The sequence below is a fragment of the Sphingopyxis sp. genome, from assembly GCF_050916055.1.
In the GTDB taxonomy this organism is placed as follows: Bacteria; Pseudomonadota; Alphaproteobacteria; order Sphingomonadales; family Sphingomonadaceae; genus Sphingopyxis.
On the sequence record NZ_CP051527.1, the window covers coordinates 3,176,939 to 3,192,716 of the forward strand.

Here is a 15,778-nt window from a genome sequence, read left to right on the forward strand (position 1 = left end):
AGATCGCGGCGTCGCGCGCTGCTTATCCCAGCGCATTTTTCCGAATGGCGGCGCCGGTGCGCATATTCTCTTTGACCGGCTCGCTCTGCACATAGCTTTCGCGGATATATTTCCCGACGAGATGCCGGAAACGCCGGTACGGAATCTCGCCCGCGGATCGGACGATATATCCCTCGCTTTGTCCTTCCTTTTCCCGCCACGCCCGGTGAATCGCCTGCTGATCGAGCGGTCCGGCGTAGAGGGCGGGCACGGGCTCGATTCCCAATTCGGCGAGGAATGCCAGCGTATCGGGCCAGGACAGACAGATATTTCGCTCGTTCCAGACCGAAAAGGCGAGGAAATAGCTGGGCAGCGCGTCGTAGGATACGGTGTGGCTCGCGTAGAGATATTCACCGCAAATCCGCCAGTCTTCGGGGATCTGCCCGCGAACGCTTTCCCAGAAATGGTTCAGCCATTCGCGGCTGGGATGGGCGATCCGCCGGACCGACCGCGTGTGCAGAAAGTCGCGGTAGAGCGAGACGTTTTCGCCATCCATCTTCTCGGTCACCACGACCTGTTCCCCGGACAGCGGCGCCAGTGACGCCAGCCGCCGGTCGCCCTCGCCGATCGTATCGGACCATGGCAGGACATAGGTGCGCGGATATTTGACCCACGCGGTAAAGCAGCCCAGCATCTGCCCGCGGGCGAGCCATTGCTGGGCCGCCGGCTCGAAAAACAACTCGCCTCGCGCCCGGCGGCCGTCGGCCAGCAGCGGATTGCCCCACCGATCATATTTTTCGACGGCATGCAGCTGCGGCGGCAGCGGGCGCTCGGTAAGGCCGGCGCGGTCGAGCAAGGTTTCGACCGGCAGGATGGTCGCGAGCGCGTCGGCCCGGTGTTCGGCGCACAGCGCGACCCCGTTGGCGGCAAAATCGCCACCGTCGTCCCACAGCGCGTCGGCGAAAATATGATGCACGTCGCGGGTGTCAGCGCCGCATATCACACAGGCGTGGCCGTCGCGTTCCAGAACCTCGAGGCGGAAATCGTCAGGGCTTGTCTGTCTTTGCATGCTGGTGTTCGCGCCTGCCGTTTCATCCGCCGTCAGGCTATCGGTTTGTGCTTTTCTATGCAACAAAGCGAGCCTGATTGGGCGGACCGATGCGATGGAAAATATATGCCGATCAATGAATTCGATTATAGCGACGCCGCGATTGCGCTGCGTGTGCTGGCTCGTCTGCAGCAGGCCGACGATACGCGCCAAATCGCGCTGGACGCCTTGTGGCTGGAGACCCGCGAGCGCGCGCTCTACCTCTATTTCGGCGTATGCTGCCGGCTCAACGCCGACCGGGTCCGCAGCGCGCTGGCGGCGCTCGATGCGGCGGTGGCAGGCGAGCCGGGTTTCCGGTCCACCGCCGAAACCCCGGTGCCGGCGATCGAGGAGGCGCTGGGCGCCTTGCTCGCCTTGCTGGGCCTCGAACCGGCGCCGGCCGCGGGGCCGGCGACCGACCTGCCGGCGGCAGGCGAAGTCCAGTCCAATGCGGCATCGGACAAGCCTATATTTGCACCGCATGTCATCTCGGACGACATGCGAACATCGCGCTTCGCGGGAACGGGGCGCGGCGGCGCATTCCTGTCGCCGCTCGAAGATGCGATCAGGCGTTTTACCGCGATGCTCGATGGCGGGAGCTTTCTCAACGACGGTTGCAACGACGGCGAGCCCGTTTTCGTTTCGAAATCCTTCGGTCATCCCGAGTTGATTGCGACCCATGCCTATGTCGATTATTGCCTGGAGGGACAGGCTTGAAACCGGTCGCCGCGGCAGGGCGCAGCGCCGGCGAAGGTCTTTCGAGTGACGATATGAACGATACCGAGACCGCACCATTATTCTGCCTGGTTCCGATCCGGAACGGCGAGCCTTATCTCGACGCGTTTTTTCGCTGCATGCGCATGCTGGGGGCTTCGGTGATCGCGCTCGACGACGGCAGCACCGACCGCACCCGCGAACTGCTCGAGGGCGAGCCGTTGGTCAAACGGGTGCTGACGAACCCGGTGCGACCCGATTTCACCGGCTGGGACGATTTCGGGAACCGCACCCGGCTTATCGAGGCCTGTGCCGATTTCGCCCCGCGCTGGATTCTCTGGCTCGACGTCGACGAACTGATCCCCGACAGCGACGCGCCGTTGCTGACCGATTTTTTGCAGACCGCGGCCGATCCCGACAAATGCTATGGCCTCGAGGTGTTGCGGATGATCGGCGATGCGAACCATTTCGACCGGAACAAGCTGTGGGTCTATCGCCTGTTCGCCTACCGCCCGGGCTATTCGCTGCCAAACGAGCGGCTGCATTTCGAGCCGGTGCCCGAGCAGATTGCCCAGCGCGACTGGATCAGAACCCGGCTGCGCATCCTGCATTTCTCGAGCGTTTCCGAGGCGGCGCGCGCGGAGCGCTATCGCAAATATGAGCAGGCCGACCCCGATTGCGAATGGCAGGAAAGCTACGCCGACATCCTCGATGAGCCGGGGCATATCTGGGAACTGAAGCCGCTTCCCGCCAACCGTCCGATTGTCATCGGCTAGCGCCGACCTTGGCCGGCGTGGTGCGCGTCGCGCCTCACTCCTTGGACAGCGACAGCAGTCCGATGCCCGGCGGCAGCGAGTCGCCGATATCGACGATGCGGCCCTGATCGAGCGTGACGATCTGTTCGGCCCGCTTGATCGTGTTCAACCGATGCGCGGCGACCACGCTGGTCAACCCGGGCAGCAGCGCGCCGATATTCTCGATGATCGCGGCTTCGTTCGTGCCGTCCAGCGCGCTGGTTGCTTCGTCGAGCAGCAGCAGGCGCGGGCGCTTGTACAGGGCGCGCGCGATCAATATCCGTTGCACCTGTCCCGCCGACAGCCGCGCGCCGCCGGGACCGACGAGGGTGTCGGCCCCCCGCTCGCAATCGCGCAGGACGTCGCCGAGGCAGGCGGCCGCGATGACCTCGGTCATCCACGCGTCGTCGATGGGGCGACCGGCGGCGATATTGTCGCGGATCGACGTGGCGAAGAGCGCGCCTTCCTGCATCACGGCGCCGATCCCGTCGCGCCATAGCGCTCCGTCGATTTCGGCAAACCGCTCGCCGGCCACCGAAATCGATCCTGCCGATGGCTCGTAAAGGCCCAGCAGAAGCTTGAGAATGCTGGTCTTCCCCGATCCGCTCGGGCCGATCAGCGCGGTCATCGCTCCGCCGGGGATGGTCAGCGTCACGTCGACGATCGACGACCGTTTCGCTTCCGGATACGCCATGGTCACGCGGTCGAGCTGGATCGGGAACCATGCGCGCGGCGCGCGCCCGATCGCCTGCTGCGCGACCGTCTGATCGTGCAGCGCCCGAATCTCGCGGGTGCGATGGATCGCCGCGCGCACTTCCTCCAGCTTGTTGGTGAAGGCGAGGATCTGATTGAGGTGAAAATAGAGCTGGACGATGATCACCGAGGTGATCGTGAAATCGCCGAGCGTGATCTCGCCCGCCATCGCGCGCTTCGCCGCGACCATCGTCACCAGAACCATCCCGGCGCGCGTGAAGAAATGTCCGCCCGACGCCTGGAGCTGTTCGATCGCCAGCGCTTTCAGCCGGGTGTGCAGGGCGACGACCTGCACTTCGGCCCACGCCGCCAGCGATGCTTGCTCATAGCCGGCGATGCGGATGTCCTGGACCGCCTCTACCATGCCGATTTCCAGTGATCGCGCCCGCGACCCTTCGCGAAACTGCGCCGCGTCGATCGGCCTGCGCCGGCGACCGATCAGATAGATCCAGGCAAGATAGCAAATCGCCGAGCCTTGAAAGAGGAGGAAGATCGAAAGATCGACCAGCAGCAACAGGATGCTGAGCGAAAAGATCGAAATCGAGGCGGTGAGCGCCTCGACCGCCTCGACGGCGGCGAAGCGCTGGACCCGGTCGAGGTCGCGCACGCGCTCGACGAACTCGCCCGATTTAGCCGAATGAAAGAAGCGCATCGGCAGGTGGAGCATCTGCATCACATGCTCGCTCGCCATCCGCGTCACCAGCCGGTTCGAGACATGGCCCGATATCTTGGCGCGGGTCGAATTCAGGCCGATCAGCGACAGGTACATCGCGACCTGCAAAACCATGATGAGGTCGACGAACCAGACGTCGTTGTTGAGAATGCCTTGATTGACCAGCGCGCGATTGGTCAGCGGAATCGCGAAATTTATCGCGATCGTCGCCCCCATGATCGCGAAGATCTGCCCGAAATAGCGGCGATAAGGCTGTAGCTGCGCCCGGATCCACGGATCCGAGAGCAGCTTGAACAAAGGCTCGTCGTCGGCCTTGTTCATCGGTGCGGCAAAGATGCCCGCGGGGCCCGCGCGCGCGGGCTTCGCTCAGCGCAGCCCCAGATGTTCATAAAACCCCCCGAAAACTGCGGTCGCGATGCGGCCCTGCTGCACGGTGATCCGGCCGGTCGCAGTGCCGCGGTTGCGGACCGGGATACGAAAGCCCGTCGAGGTGACCAGCCCGGCGGGCAGCGCGATCGCCACCTGATAGTCGCCGCGCACGGCGACGTCGGAGGTCCGCTCGACCTTGCCGACGACATGGCCGTAGTTCGAGACCGGGAAGCTGGTGAAGGACAGGCGCACGTCGGAGCCCGGAACGACTTCGCCCCGCGCCTGCGCCGGGATGATGCCGACCGCCTTCAGACCGCTGCGCGGCGGCACGATCACGGCGAGTTCGGCGCCCCGTTCGACATGCTGGCCGGCAAAAACCTCGGCGGGAAACTTCACCCGCCCGGCGACGGGCGCGATGGCCGAATGATCGGCGCGCCAGCGGCGGGCCGCGGCCAGCGCGTCGACCGCCGCCTGCACCGCGCGCTCGCGCTTGAGCGTCGAGGACCGCCCCTGCTGCAACTGCGTCCCTTCCAGCCGCGAGCGCAATTCGGCGATCTGGGCCCGTTGCTCTTGCGCCCGTTCGCGCGCTTCGCGGGCGCCAAGTCGCCGCTCGAGCATTTCCTCGCGCGCCTTCTCGAGCGAATCTTTCGAGATCCAGCCTTTTTCGGCGCCGACCTCTTTCCGGCTCAGCCGCGCTTCGGAAACGTCCGCGAGCGTATCGGCCAGCGCGATATTCTCCGCCAACCCGCCCGTTTGGCGCTCGAGTTCGACGAGCGAGCGGCGCAGCGATTCGATATCGACGCGGTCGGTCTGGAAATTCACGCTGGCGGCGAGGTCGCCGACGGCGCTGGCCAGTTCGGCGTAGGCGGTCTGGACGTCGCCGCCCAAGGTGATCGCGGGGAGGCCGGTCGGAACGTCGCCAGCGCGCAGGGCGGAGAGCGCCGCTTCGGCCGAACGCTCCAGCGTTTCCGCCTGGGCGATTTCCTCGCGCGTCCCGAATTGCGCGAGGACCTGTCCCTGGCTGACCAACTGGTCCGACGAGACCGCCAACCGGACCAGGGTTCCCGACTGGGTCGCGCGAACGCTGCTCGGCGGCGAGGTGGTGACGATCGTCAGCGGCACCTGCAAGGTTTCGTTCCACGGCAGCGCCAGCGACAACAGCAGCAGCAGCGACAGCAAGCCGACAAGCCGGAACGCCCGGCCGCGCGCGATCCAGCCGGGCATGTCCAGCACCGCCCGGTCGAGTTCGGTCATGCCGTTTTGCGTCATCGGCGCCGTCTCAGCCACGGGCAGCCCCGCCGACCGCCGGTGGGCCCTGGTCCATGAAGCGCGCGAGGCCGATCAAATTGTCCATCCCCTCATAGCGGCTGAGCCCGACCAGCGCGTCGACCCGTTGGGCGGAGTAAAGGGGCCGGAGACGCGGGGCGAGCGCCGCGCACAGCATCGCGCGATAGGTCTCGCCAATGCTGGTGGCGAAACCGCCGGCCAGCGCCAGTCTGTCGGGCGCGGCAAACAGGATGACGATGTGGAGCGATCGCGCGAGATAGTCGATCGACCGTTGCAGAATCTGCAAGCTGAAGTCGTCCTGCGACCCGATCGCCTCGATCGCCGCGGCATTGATATCGACCCGGTCCGCAACCGCGATATCGAGGGCGTCCCGGCGCAAATTGCCGGCGAGTTGCGATCGGCCGAAAGCTTGCGGCTGCGCGACGGCGGCGCGCCGCAGCATCCGCGCGAAGCCGCTGCCCGACGCATAGAGGCCGAGCGTGCCCCGCAGCGAGCCGTCGATCGTTTGTTCGGCATCGGGTGTCTCGTCGACGACCGAAAAGCCGATTTCGCCGTTGAGACCCTCGCGGCCCAGCACGACGCGTCCGGTTTCGCAGTCATAGAGTTTCATGCCGATGCCGCTGCCGACGCTGAGGACGAGAACGGTCTGTGCCCCGGCCATGCCGGGGTCGCTGCCATGGCAGATCGACGTCGCCACCAGATCGTTGAGGACCGCTACCGGCCGGCCGAGGCGCTCCGCGAGCTGGCCCGGGGTGAGGGGATCGTCGGCCTCGCCCCAGAGCGAGTTGGCTTCCGCAATGACGCCGTCGCTCCCGACCGGGCCCGGCAGGCATAGGCCGATCCGTGCGATTCCCGGTTGGCTCGCCAGCACCGGCTGGAGCTCTTCGCCAAGCCAGGCCAGCCAACGATCGCGGCGCTGGTTCGCGGTCAATCGCCGGTCGGCCCAGGCATTCAGCGTTCGCACCTGCATGACCGGTCCGAATGATCCCTGTCGCCGTACGGCTATCCGCGTGTTGGTGAAGCCGACATCGATACAGAGCCATTCGGACATTCAGCTTCCCAAGCGTCAGCGCGCGCCAATCGGAACGCGCCGCGATACCGATGCGACATTGGCGGCGATATCGGTGACGAACTCATATCGGTCGCCGCGATAAGCCGACCGCGTGAATTCGACCGGAATGCCCTTCGCATTGCGGGTCAGGCGCTCGATGCGCAATATCTCCGAACTTTGGGCAATCGACAGCATGCCGGCCTCGGTCGGCGTTGCCAGCGCGGCACGAATGCGCTGCGTCCCGGACACCGGGAAGACGCCCGCAAGCTCAAGTGCCGCGTAGAGCGAGTCGCTCACGGCATCCAGATCGGGAAGCAGCTCGGCCGGGACAACGGCGTGTTCGATCGCCAGCGGTTCGCCATTGGCAAGGCGCACGCGCGCGCGCCTGGCCACCCGGGTCTTGGCCGGAACCTCCAGCGCAGACGCCTCCTCGTCGGTGGCACTGGCGTAGGCCCGCATCATCCAGACGACGCCGGGATCGTCGCCGCGCGACCGTGCGTCTTCGGAAAAGCTCGTGAGCGTCGCGCCGCGGGCCTGGATGCGCTCGCTGACATAGGTCCCCGAACCATGCCGGCGAAACAGCAGGCCTTCTTCGATCAGCTTTTGAATGCCTTTGCGGATCGTCACCCGCGACATGCCCATCCGTTCCGAAAGCTCGCGCTCGGACGGCAGCGGTTCACCCGGCTCCACCCCGCCGCTTTCGATATGCTCGCGAAGATTGCGCGCCAATTGAAGATAGAGCGGCGCGTTGCTCTCCTTCAATCCGGCAAGCTTGTCTCGCATTTCCGTTCCTTTCCGCGTCGCATTCAAAGGCGGCCGGCGGCGCCAGAAACGATCGCGGTCGCCCCTGCCAGCACCGGCATAAGGTCCACTAGCATTTTTCGGGCCTTAGCTTCAACCATTTGGCACATGATTGGTATGCATATCTATTGGCTGGTATGCACATCGATCCTGGCGAAGCTGGCATCGTCCGAGATTTTCACGCGCGGATGATCGACAAGCGACCTTGTCGCCTGTTCGAGGCGGCGCAGCTCGGCATAGCAAAGCTCGAACTGATCGCGATGTTCGATCCCCAGCATCGCGCTCCGCCCGAGATGATCGAACATATCGGCAAGCCGCAGAAAGCCGTCGCTGGCCAGCGCGATGGCCCAATCGTCTGGCGGCAATTCGATGCGATCGGCGTGTGCGATGGCTTCCGGCTGCAGGCCCAGCACCCAATAGCCGCCATCGACGTTCATGAAGGCGCGATTCGCGACGAGTTGGGGCCGCAGCGCCTGAAACAGGTCGTCGGGTAAAATTCCCGGGTGTTTCGCAGCAAGCGAGCAGGCCAATGCCTTGGTACGCGCCTCGAACGGTGCGATGTTGCCGCCATCGCCGTGCACCGCGACCGCCTCGTCGCCGCGCCGCCGATAGAGAATGTCGCAGTCGCCGAAGGTCGCCAGCTCGACCTTGTTGGGCAGGGCGCGAACGAAGGCCATCGCGGCACTGGGCAGTTCGTGCCGCCCCGCGGGCGACCGCCGCACCAGCCCCGAATACGCCGATCGACAGCGATCGACGACGGCCCCGAACAACGCGCCGAACGGCATTGCCGGTTCGCACGTCAGAAGATCGCGCAGCTCGGCATCGACCCGCTGCGCGAACCACTGCGCATCGCTCTCGGCCGACACGAGGTTTTCGCCCACCCCCGAAGCGCCATCGATGACCCAGGCTGCGGCGGCGGAAACCCCCACCACATCCTCGTTCATCCCTGCCCCCGGCCGCGTCTCCGCCAAACGGACGTTGAACATCAAGCCTCCATAAAATAGACAGCCACCAGCCTTCGGACGCGTCATCGTGGCTTGATGATCTGGTATTATAGTGGTAGTATTCATACCATATTTGGCGACGATTGGGGAGCGATAGATGCGCATTCTAGGTTTCATGGCCGGGACTTCTCTGGATGGGGTCGACGCGGCCATTTTAAGCTCTGACGGTGAAGTGATCGACGACTTCGGTCCTACCCATCTGCTGGGCTTTGAGGCGGACGATCGCGCCATCGTGAAAGAGGCAACCGAGCAGATTGTGGCGACCGGCAATGCCGAACCCGCGTTGCTGGCCAAGGCCGACGACGTCATCGTCGACGCGCATGTCCGCTGCGCCAAAGAGCTGCTCGCCATGCCCGGCGCCGGCGAGATCGAATTGATCGGCTACCACGGCCAGACGGTCCTCCACCGCCCCGATCGCGGATTGACGATCCAGATCGGCGATCCCGCCAAAATCACCGCCGCGCTGGGCGTCGATGTCGTCGCCGACGTGCGCCAGGCCGACATGGCGGTCGGCGGCGAGGGGGCTCCGCTGGTTCCCGTCTATCACGCCGCGCTGGCGCAGAAGATCGGCAAGCCGGGCCCGATCGCCTTTCTCAACGTCGGCGGGGTCGCGAATTTCACCTTCATCGGCAGCGACGGCGAGATCATCGCGCTCGATACCGGTCCGGGCAACGGCATGCTCGATCTCACCGTCCAGAAGCGCGGGCTTGGTCGATATGACGACGGCGGAGCGCTGGCGGCGAGCGGCGAGGTCGACCAGGTGATCTTGAGCCAATTGCTGGCGCATCCCTATTTCGAACGCCAGGGTCCCAAATCGCTCGACCGGTATGATTTTCCGCTGGATGTCGTCGATGCGCTGTCGGCCGCCGATGCGGCAGCGACTTTGGTCGCGTTCACCGCCCAGTCGGTGGCGCTGGGCGCGCGTGCGCTGCCCGAGCGCCCGGCGCTGTGGATCGTCTGCGGCGGCGGACGCCATAATCCCGTCATCATGGGGGCGCTGCGCGACGCCTTGGGCGTCTGTGAAAGTGCCGACGATTTTGGTTTGCGCGGCGACTTCATCGAAGCCGAAGCGATCGGATTTATCGCGGCGCGCTCGGTTCGGGGGCTGCCGGTGACCTTCCCGAAGACGACCGGCGCGCCCGCTCCGACGACGGCGGGCAAGCTCTACAAGGCTTAGGCGGCAGCGGTGGCCCGACCGGGGCCGGGTGTCACCCGCTCCGCGCGGAGCGGGCCCGGCGCGGCGATCGCCCGCACCGCGGCCGCGAGCCTGTCGAAATGATCGATATGCAGGTCCGCGCCGAGCTGGCTCGCGCATACGTCGGAAAAACCGAAGCCGACGGCGATCGAGGGCATCGCCGCGGCTTTCGCCGTGTCGATGTCGACGGCCGAATCGCCGACGAAGATCGCCCTGGTCCCGTCGGTGCGGGCGATGGCGGTCAGCAGCGGCAGCGGGTCGGGCTTGCGAACGGGCAAACTGTCGCCGCCGATCACGGCGGCGAACAGGTCCGCCCAGCCGAGCGATTCCACGAGGCGGTTCGCCAGCCCCTCGGGCTTGTTGGTGCAAATCGCCAGCCGGAAGCCGGCGGCCCGCAAGTCCTCCAGCGCTGCCTCGAGCCCCGGATAGGGCGCCGAGTGGGTGCAGATATTGGCGGCATAATGATCAAGAAAGACTGGGATGGCGCGCGCGATCAGTTCGTCGGGGACGTCGCCGCTCAAAGCCAGCCCGGCCTCGAGCAGCGCGCGTGCGCCATGGCCCGCGAGCGAGCGGACGAGCATCGGGTCGACGGCGGGGCGGCCGATTGACTGCAGCGAATAGTTGAGCGCGTGGATGAGGTCGGGGGCCGTGTCGACGAGCGTGCCGTCGAGGTCAAATACCACCGTGTCGATTTCGGGCGCCCGCATCGCCATGCTGATGCCCGCCGCCAAGGCGCAACACAAGGTTCAATATTGCGGTCCGCCTTTCCTTCCGGCCATTCTGGCGCAGCTGAACCGCGCTGGACGCCAATGAGCCTGGTCGCGAGGCGCCCTCGGTCGTCCCGGCCGATTGCTCCCGCGGCGAGAATTGGTTATAAGCTGGTATTAAACCTTGGCTCTCCGGCGTCGCGCGCGATCACGGTCGAACGGCGCTAGGCAACGGGAGGATCGGCATGCCGTCTGAAGCGATGCACCGGATTTACATCAACAATCGCCCCCACCCGTTCGACGGCGCGCCGCTGGCCGCCACCGAGGTCGCGGCGATGGCCGGGGTGCCGCTGGACAATGTCGTCATCGAACTCGAGACGCCGGCGGGGCTGAAGGAGATCGCGCTGGACGAGACGCTGCCCGCGGCCGACGGCCTGCGCTTTCTGGTGACCCGCCAGTTCATCATGGGCGGGGCTGCATGACCGGCGCCAGCGGCGGCGCGCGGCCCGTGCTGCTGCGCTTGGCGCAACCCGACCTCGGGATGCTGATCGAGGCCGTGCTCGACGCGCCTGATCCGTTCGAGGGCGGCAGCTTTGCGCTGTTCGGTTGGCGGGAGACGGGGGCATCGACCATTGTCACGCTGGCGAGGCTGATCCTGCCCGAGGCCGATGAAATCGGCGCGGGGGATGGTCGCGTCAGCATCAACCATCCCTATTTGCGGCGGGTCGCGCAGGCCGCGCAGGCGACGCGGCTGGCGGTCGGCTTTATCCATTCGCATCCCCGCGGCGCGGCGCCCAAGGCGAGTGAAACCGACGATGATATGGATAGCTATCTAGCCAACTATCTGGCCGATTTCTGTCCCGACCGTCCCTTCGTCAGCCTGATCCTGTCGCGCGTCGAGCAAGAGATTGCGGTCGGCGGCCGGGTGCAGGTCGATGGCGAATGGCGGACGGTCGCGCGCGTTGCCGCGGAGCGCAGGCCCGATGTCGTCGCCTGGCCGGGCGGCGATCGCCCCGCGCTGCCGCCGCCGCCGCCCGAAAGCGTCGCGCGGATGACGAGCGCGTTCGGGCTCGAGGCATATCAGCGCCTCGCCCGCTCGACGGTCGCGCTGATCGGCGCCGGCGGCACGGGGTCGGCCGCGATCCCGATTCTGGCGCGCGCGGGCGTCGGCCGCCTCATCGTCATCGACGGTGACCATGTTACCGTTTCGAATCTGGAGCGATTGCACGGCAGCCGCCCGTCGGATGTCGACGCCGCCACCCCGAAAGCCCTCGTCGCCAAGCGCACCCTCGCCGAATATGCCCCGCATTGCGAGGTGGAGGCGGTAGTCGGCCGGCTGCCGCAGCGCGATATCGTCGACCTGGTCGCCGGGGCCGATCTGTTGATGGGGTGTACCGATCAGCATTCGAGCCGGATCGCGGTTGCGGACATCGCGGCGCGCTATTTGGTGCCGGCGATCGATTGCGGCGGGCTGATCGAAGGCGCCGATGGCGTCGTGACGGGCCAGTTGGTGCAGATCGTCCGCTTCCTCGCCGCCGACCCCTGTCCCGTCTGCCGCGGCATGATCTCGCCGCTGCGCGTCGCGCAGGAACTGCTGCCGGCCGAAGCGCGCCTCGATCCTGCCCGCCAGGTGGCGCTCGCGACCGCCGCCGGCGTGCGGCACGACCCGATCCTGTCGGCGGTGCCCCAGATCGACACTGTAGGCTATATCACAACGACCGCGGGAACGTTGGCAGCGGGATTTGCGATCGGATGGCTGACCGGCCGGTTCGATCCAAAATTCGAACGGCTGCAGCTCGATCTGGTCAGTCCCTGTCTCGGCGCGGTCGACCGGCCGCAAGCGGCGAAACCGGATTGCCCCTGCGCCGCGTCACGCGGCCATGCGGATCAGAACGCTGCGGCGCCGCCCATTGCCGTCCCCGCCCACTGGCCCGCGGTCCGCTTCGTGTAAATGTCGCGCAGCGCCGCCAGCGACCGGCACTGGGCGCCGTTGGCGATATGGCTTTCGCCGGGCGCGGGATCGACCTCCAGCACGATCGTTCCCGCGCCGCCGAACCGGTCGGGCAGAGTTGCAAAGGGCAGCGATCCCGAGCCGAGCTCGAGCCCCTCACTGACGATCGACCGCGTCAGCGCCGCCTCGTCGAGGTCGGCCTGCGCGATCTGGTCGCGATCGAGCAGGATGGCGTCCGAGGCGTGGAGATAGGGCATATCGCGGTCGACGAAATCGAATGGATCGAGCCACGCGGTCTGTTCCAGATCGTCGTCGCTGATCCACGCGAACCTTGGGTCGCCGTCGAGTGACGCACCGGCCGCCCGTTTGCGGTTGAACAGGTTCGACGACAGCGCGGCGTGTGCGACGTCGACGAACGGTTCGACGTTCTGGAGCCCTTCCCGCCGCACAAAGTCCCGGAAACGCGCGATCTCCCACGGAAAAAAATGATCGAGCGGTCCGGAGAGGTAGCTTTTGCCGTCGCGCGGCAACAGGGAATAGTGGCCGACATTCTCGACGAGTAGTCGTTTGCCATCCGCGGCGCGGGCCAGATCCTTGACGACCGCGTTGAAGGCCTCCTCGGCGGTTTGCTTGTCCGCGGCGCGCGGCGCGTTTTCGCCGAACACCAGCCCCCAATAGCGGTGGAGGACGATGGCGTCGGCACCGACGCGGTCGGCGAACTCGATGCTTCGCAGGCACTGGTCGGCGTCGAAGTCCCGCGACGTCACCACCGCAACCGACTGCAGCGGGACATGGACCACCAGCGCATTCACCTCATGGTCGGCCTGGAACCGCTCGACATTCGCCGTTGCGGTTTCGAAGGTCTCGGGCGAGTCGATATCGCGGGCGCCAAACGTATGCAGCTCCAGATTCACGGGCAGACCGAGCGCCGCCATCGCGCGGCCGCGCGAGTCGAGCTGTTCGACGTCGATGGCCGCGGCTTTCAACGAAAAATCGACCATTTCAGACTCCTTTTCCGGTCGTACCGGAGCGCAAATCCGCGGCATCAGCCGTGCGTCGTTTGCGGTTGGGCTGCTTGACTCGGAGGCATAATACCACTTATAAACCGGACAACAACTTGTATCAAATGTGGTATTTAATCGACGATTAACCTAGCATTGTGATGCGATGCGCACAATTCGGCGGAGGACATGGATGCCCATGACTTGTCGAGACCGCGAAAGTGGCACGAACGGCAATGGATCCGCCTGGTCGGAGGCCATTTTCAGCGCCCCCTCGCCATTCTGCGAGATCGTTGCTGCGCACGCGGCGGAAGGCGATACGCTGGGCCGTATGAGCCCGACGATCATCGATGCGATGCGCAGCGGTGGTCTGTTCCGGACCCTCCAGCCGCGCCGATATGGCGGCAGCGAGGCGGGCGTCACGGAATTTTTCGATAGCCAGATCGAAATTGCCGCCGCCGACATGTCGACCGGCTGGCTGTTTGGCGTGATGGGCGTTCTGGCGTTCCATCTCGCGCTGTTTCCTGCGGAAGCACAGTCGGATGTGTGGGATGCGAATCCCGACGCCCTGATGGCCAGCAGCTATATGCAAACCGGCAAGGCGATCGCGGTCGCCGGCGGTTACGAGCTGAGCGGTCGCTGGCGTTTCGCGAGCGGCGCCGATTATGCCGACTGGTTCATGCTCGGCGCTCGCGTCGAGCGCGACGGGGTCACCGAACCCGTCATCTTCCTCGTCCCGCGCGACGATGTGACGATCCTGCCGACCTGGCGCGCCGCCGGACTGCGCGGCACCGGCAGCCAGGATCTGGCGATCGAGCGCTGCTTCGTTCCGGCGCATCGCATCCACGGTATCAAGGAACGCTTTCTGGGGATGAGCCCGGGGCTGGAGGTCAATCGCGGGCCGCTCTATCGCATCCCGCTGCCGCAAATGCTCCTGCGCGTGGTGTCCGTCCCCGCGATCGGGGCGCTGCGCAGCGGGCTGACGGCGCTGATCGATCATAATGCGATCCGCACCGACATCGCCGGGCAGCGCGTCGCCGCGAATCCGGAGGTGCAGTTCACGGTCGGCGACGTCGCGGCCGACGTCGACGCGATGCTCGCGGTGCTGCACCATGGCGTCGGGCAGCTCTCGGCGGCGGCGGCGGAAGGGCGAGACCTGCCGCTCCAGACCCGAATGATATTGCGGCTGCAGGCTTCGCGCACTGCGGATCGCTGCTGCCACCTGATGCACCGGATCTTCGTCGCGGCGGGGGCCAGCGGGCTGACGTCCGATGCGCCTTTCGGCCGCCTGCTGGCCGACATCCAAGCGTCGCGGCAGCACGCCGCCAACCAGTTCCAGCCCTTCGCCCAGTCGCTCGGCGCCAGCCTGCTGGGCGTCGAGACGGAGGACAGCCTGTTATGAGCGGCGACCCGTCCCGCAACATCGATCACCCGGCGCCGCTGCCGTTCAGCGTCGCGTTCGACCCGCGCGACGAGGAGGAAGTCATCGCGCGCTGGCGCGGCCTGCTGCGGTCGAACAAATGGAGCCACGGCGCCGAACTCGACGAATTCGAGGCGACGTGGACGGCGTGGAACGGACTCCCGGCGGTTGCATTCGACAATTGGGCGGGCGCCGCAGCGGCGATCCTCGACTTCTTCGACGTCGCCGGCAAGACCGTCCTTTGTCCTTCGAACACCTTCCTGGCGACGCCGCGGTCCGCACTGCGGGCCGGGGCGAGAGTCGAATTCTACGACTGCAACCGCGAAGACCTGTGCGGTTCGTATGCGGATTTCGTGGAAAAGGCCGAGCGGCACAAGCCCGCGCTCGCCTATATCGTCCACATCGGCGGTCATATCGCGTTCGATATCCACCGCATCGCGGACTATTGCCGCGCCCATCAGATCGCGTTGATCGAGGATTGCGCGCATGCCGTCGGGGCGGAGTGGGATGGCGTCAAGCCCGGCGCATTCGGCGACGCCGGTATCTTCTCGCTCTACGCCACCAAGACGATCTCGATCGGCGAAGGCGGCGTCGCGGTCACTGCCAATCCCGATCTCGAGCGGCACTTGCGGTCCTACCGCGATTATGGGCGCGGCTCGCAATACCGGATCCAGGGCATGAACCACCGGCTCGACGAATTCCGCGCCGCGCTCGGTGTCGTGCAAATGCGCCGGATGCCGGACATCGTCGGCTGGAAGCAACAATATGCCCGCGAGGTCCTGGACCCGCGCTACCCGAACCGGGTGACGCTGCCCGCCGGCATGGCGAGCGGATATTATAAATATATCGTCTTCGACGAGATTCCTCAGACTACCGGGCGAGTCTATGAATTACCCTGCCACAATATATTCGATCCTTCCGCCCAATTTCCGAACACGGAATGGGTCGCAAAGAATCACTGGTGCGTCCCGATATACTATCCCACGTGAACA

15 protein-coding genes are annotated in these 15,778 nt (G+C 65.8%); 7 read left to right on the forward strand and 8 right to left on the reverse strand.

Going from position 1 to position 15,778, the window contains the following annotated elements:
- Positions 1-22: 22 nt before the first annotated feature.
- Positions 23-955: an RNA ligase family protein gene (locus HEQ22_RS15535; RefSeq protein WP_432768739.1), complete on the reverse strand. Its 933-nt coding sequence runs from the start codon at positions 953-955 to the stop codon at positions 23-25.
- On the opposite strand from HEQ22_RS15535, the gene HEQ22_RS15540 reads away from it, so the two are divergent.
- Both HEQ22_RS15540 and HEQ22_RS15545 read left to right on the forward strand, forming a co-directional pair.
- Entirely contained in the window at positions 947-1,783 is an 837-nt protein-coding gene (locus HEQ22_RS15540; RefSeq protein WP_432768740.1) for a hypothetical protein, read from the forward strand. The two genes, HEQ22_RS15535 and HEQ22_RS15540, sit on opposite strands and share 9 nt — an antisense overlap.
- Positions 1,784-1,836: 53 nt before the next feature.
- Positions 1,837-2,556, forward strand: coding sequence for a glycosyltransferase family 2 protein (locus tag HEQ22_RS15545; RefSeq protein ID WP_432768741.1), 720 nt, complete (start codon positions 1,837-1,839; stop codon positions 2,554-2,556).
- A 34-nt stretch (positions 2,557-2,590) separates the two neighbouring features.
- Here HEQ22_RS15545 and HEQ22_RS15550 read toward each other — a convergent pair whose 3' ends face one another.
- The 5 genes from HEQ22_RS15550 to HEQ22_RS15570 all read right to left on the reverse strand — a co-directional run bounded on the left by HEQ22_RS15550 (position 2,591) and on the right by HEQ22_RS15570 (position 8,617).
- Complete coding sequence (locus tag HEQ22_RS15550) at positions 2,591-4,321, reverse strand: peptidase domain-containing ABC transporter (RefSeq protein ID WP_432768742.1); 1,731 nt, start codon at positions 4,319-4,321, stop codon at positions 2,591-2,593.
- Between the two features lie 45 nt (positions 4,322-4,366).
- The gene (locus tag HEQ22_RS15555) at positions 4,367-5,656 is read right to left on the reverse strand and encodes an HlyD family efflux transporter periplasmic adaptor subunit (RefSeq protein ID WP_432768743.1); all 1,290 of its coding nucleotides are present in this window, start codon (positions 5,654-5,656) and stop codon (positions 4,367-4,369) included.
- Positions 5,649-6,707: an ROK family protein gene (locus HEQ22_RS15560; protein WP_432768744.1), complete on the reverse strand. Its 1,059-nt coding sequence runs from the start codon at positions 6,705-6,707 to the stop codon at positions 5,649-5,651. The genes HEQ22_RS15555 and HEQ22_RS15560 overlap by 8 nt, the downstream gene beginning before the upstream one ends.
- 15 nt (positions 6,708-6,722) lie before the next feature.
- Positions 6,723-7,517 (reverse strand): GntR family transcriptional regulator, encoded by a 795-nt coding sequence (locus HEQ22_RS15565; RefSeq protein WP_432768745.1) that lies wholly within the window; start codon positions 7,515-7,517, stop codon positions 6,723-6,725.
- Between the two features lie 116 nt (positions 7,518-7,633).
- On the reverse strand, positions 7,634-8,617 hold the full coding sequence (locus HEQ22_RS15570) for a hypothetical protein (RefSeq protein WP_432768746.1): 984 nt from the start codon (positions 8,615-8,617) through the stop codon (positions 7,634-7,636).
- On the opposite strand from HEQ22_RS15570, the gene HEQ22_RS15575 reads away from it, so the two are divergent.
- A complete protein-coding gene (locus HEQ22_RS15575) occupies positions 8,610-9,689 on the forward strand; it encodes an anhydro-N-acetylmuramic acid kinase (protein ID WP_432768747.1) in 1,080 nt (359 codons plus the stop codon). The two genes, HEQ22_RS15570 and HEQ22_RS15575, sit on opposite strands and share 8 nt — an antisense overlap.
- Here HEQ22_RS15575 and gph read toward each other — a convergent pair.
- Complete coding sequence (gph, locus tag HEQ22_RS15580) at positions 9,686-10,420, reverse strand: phosphoglycolate phosphatase (protein ID WP_432768748.1); 735 nt, start codon at positions 10,418-10,420, stop codon at positions 9,686-9,688. The genes HEQ22_RS15575 and gph overlap by 4 nt on opposite strands.
- A 239-nt stretch (positions 10,421-10,659) precedes the next feature.
- Here gph and HEQ22_RS15585 point away from each other — a divergent pair, with 239 nt between their 5' ends.
- Both HEQ22_RS15585 and HEQ22_RS15590 read left to right on the forward strand, forming a co-directional pair.
- Positions 10,660-10,896: a hypothetical protein gene (locus HEQ22_RS15585; RefSeq protein ID WP_432768749.1), complete on the forward strand. Its 237-nt coding sequence runs from the start codon at positions 10,660-10,662 to the stop codon at positions 10,894-10,896.
- The gene (locus HEQ22_RS15590; protein ID WP_432768750.1) at positions 10,893-12,365 is read left to right on the forward strand and encodes a ThiF family adenylyltransferase; all 1,473 of its coding nucleotides are present in this window, start codon (positions 10,893-10,895) and stop codon (positions 12,363-12,365) included. Before HEQ22_RS15585 ends, HEQ22_RS15590 begins: the two co-directional genes overlap by 4 nt.
- On the opposite strand, the gene HEQ22_RS15595 is transcribed toward HEQ22_RS15590, so the two are convergent.
- Positions 12,302-13,366, reverse strand: coding sequence for a hypothetical protein (locus HEQ22_RS15595; protein ID WP_432768751.1), 1,065 nt, complete (start codon positions 13,364-13,366; stop codon positions 12,302-12,304). The two genes, HEQ22_RS15590 and HEQ22_RS15595, sit on opposite strands and share 64 nt — an antisense overlap.
- Positions 13,367-13,697: 331 nt before the next feature.
- On the opposite strand from HEQ22_RS15595, the gene HEQ22_RS15600 reads away from it, so the two are divergent.
- Together HEQ22_RS15600 and HEQ22_RS15605 are read left to right on the forward strand one after the other, a co-directional pair.
- Positions 13,698-14,768, forward strand: coding sequence for an acyl-CoA dehydrogenase family protein (locus tag HEQ22_RS15600; RefSeq protein WP_432768752.1), 1,071 nt, complete (start codon positions 13,698-13,700; stop codon positions 14,766-14,768).
- Complete coding sequence (locus HEQ22_RS15605; RefSeq protein WP_432768753.1) at positions 14,765-15,775, forward strand: DegT/DnrJ/EryC1/StrS family aminotransferase; 1,011 nt, start codon at positions 14,765-14,767, stop codon at positions 15,773-15,775. Before HEQ22_RS15600 ends, HEQ22_RS15605 begins: the two co-directional genes overlap by 4 nt.
- The last annotated feature ends 3 nt before the right edge of the window (positions 15,776-15,778 follow it).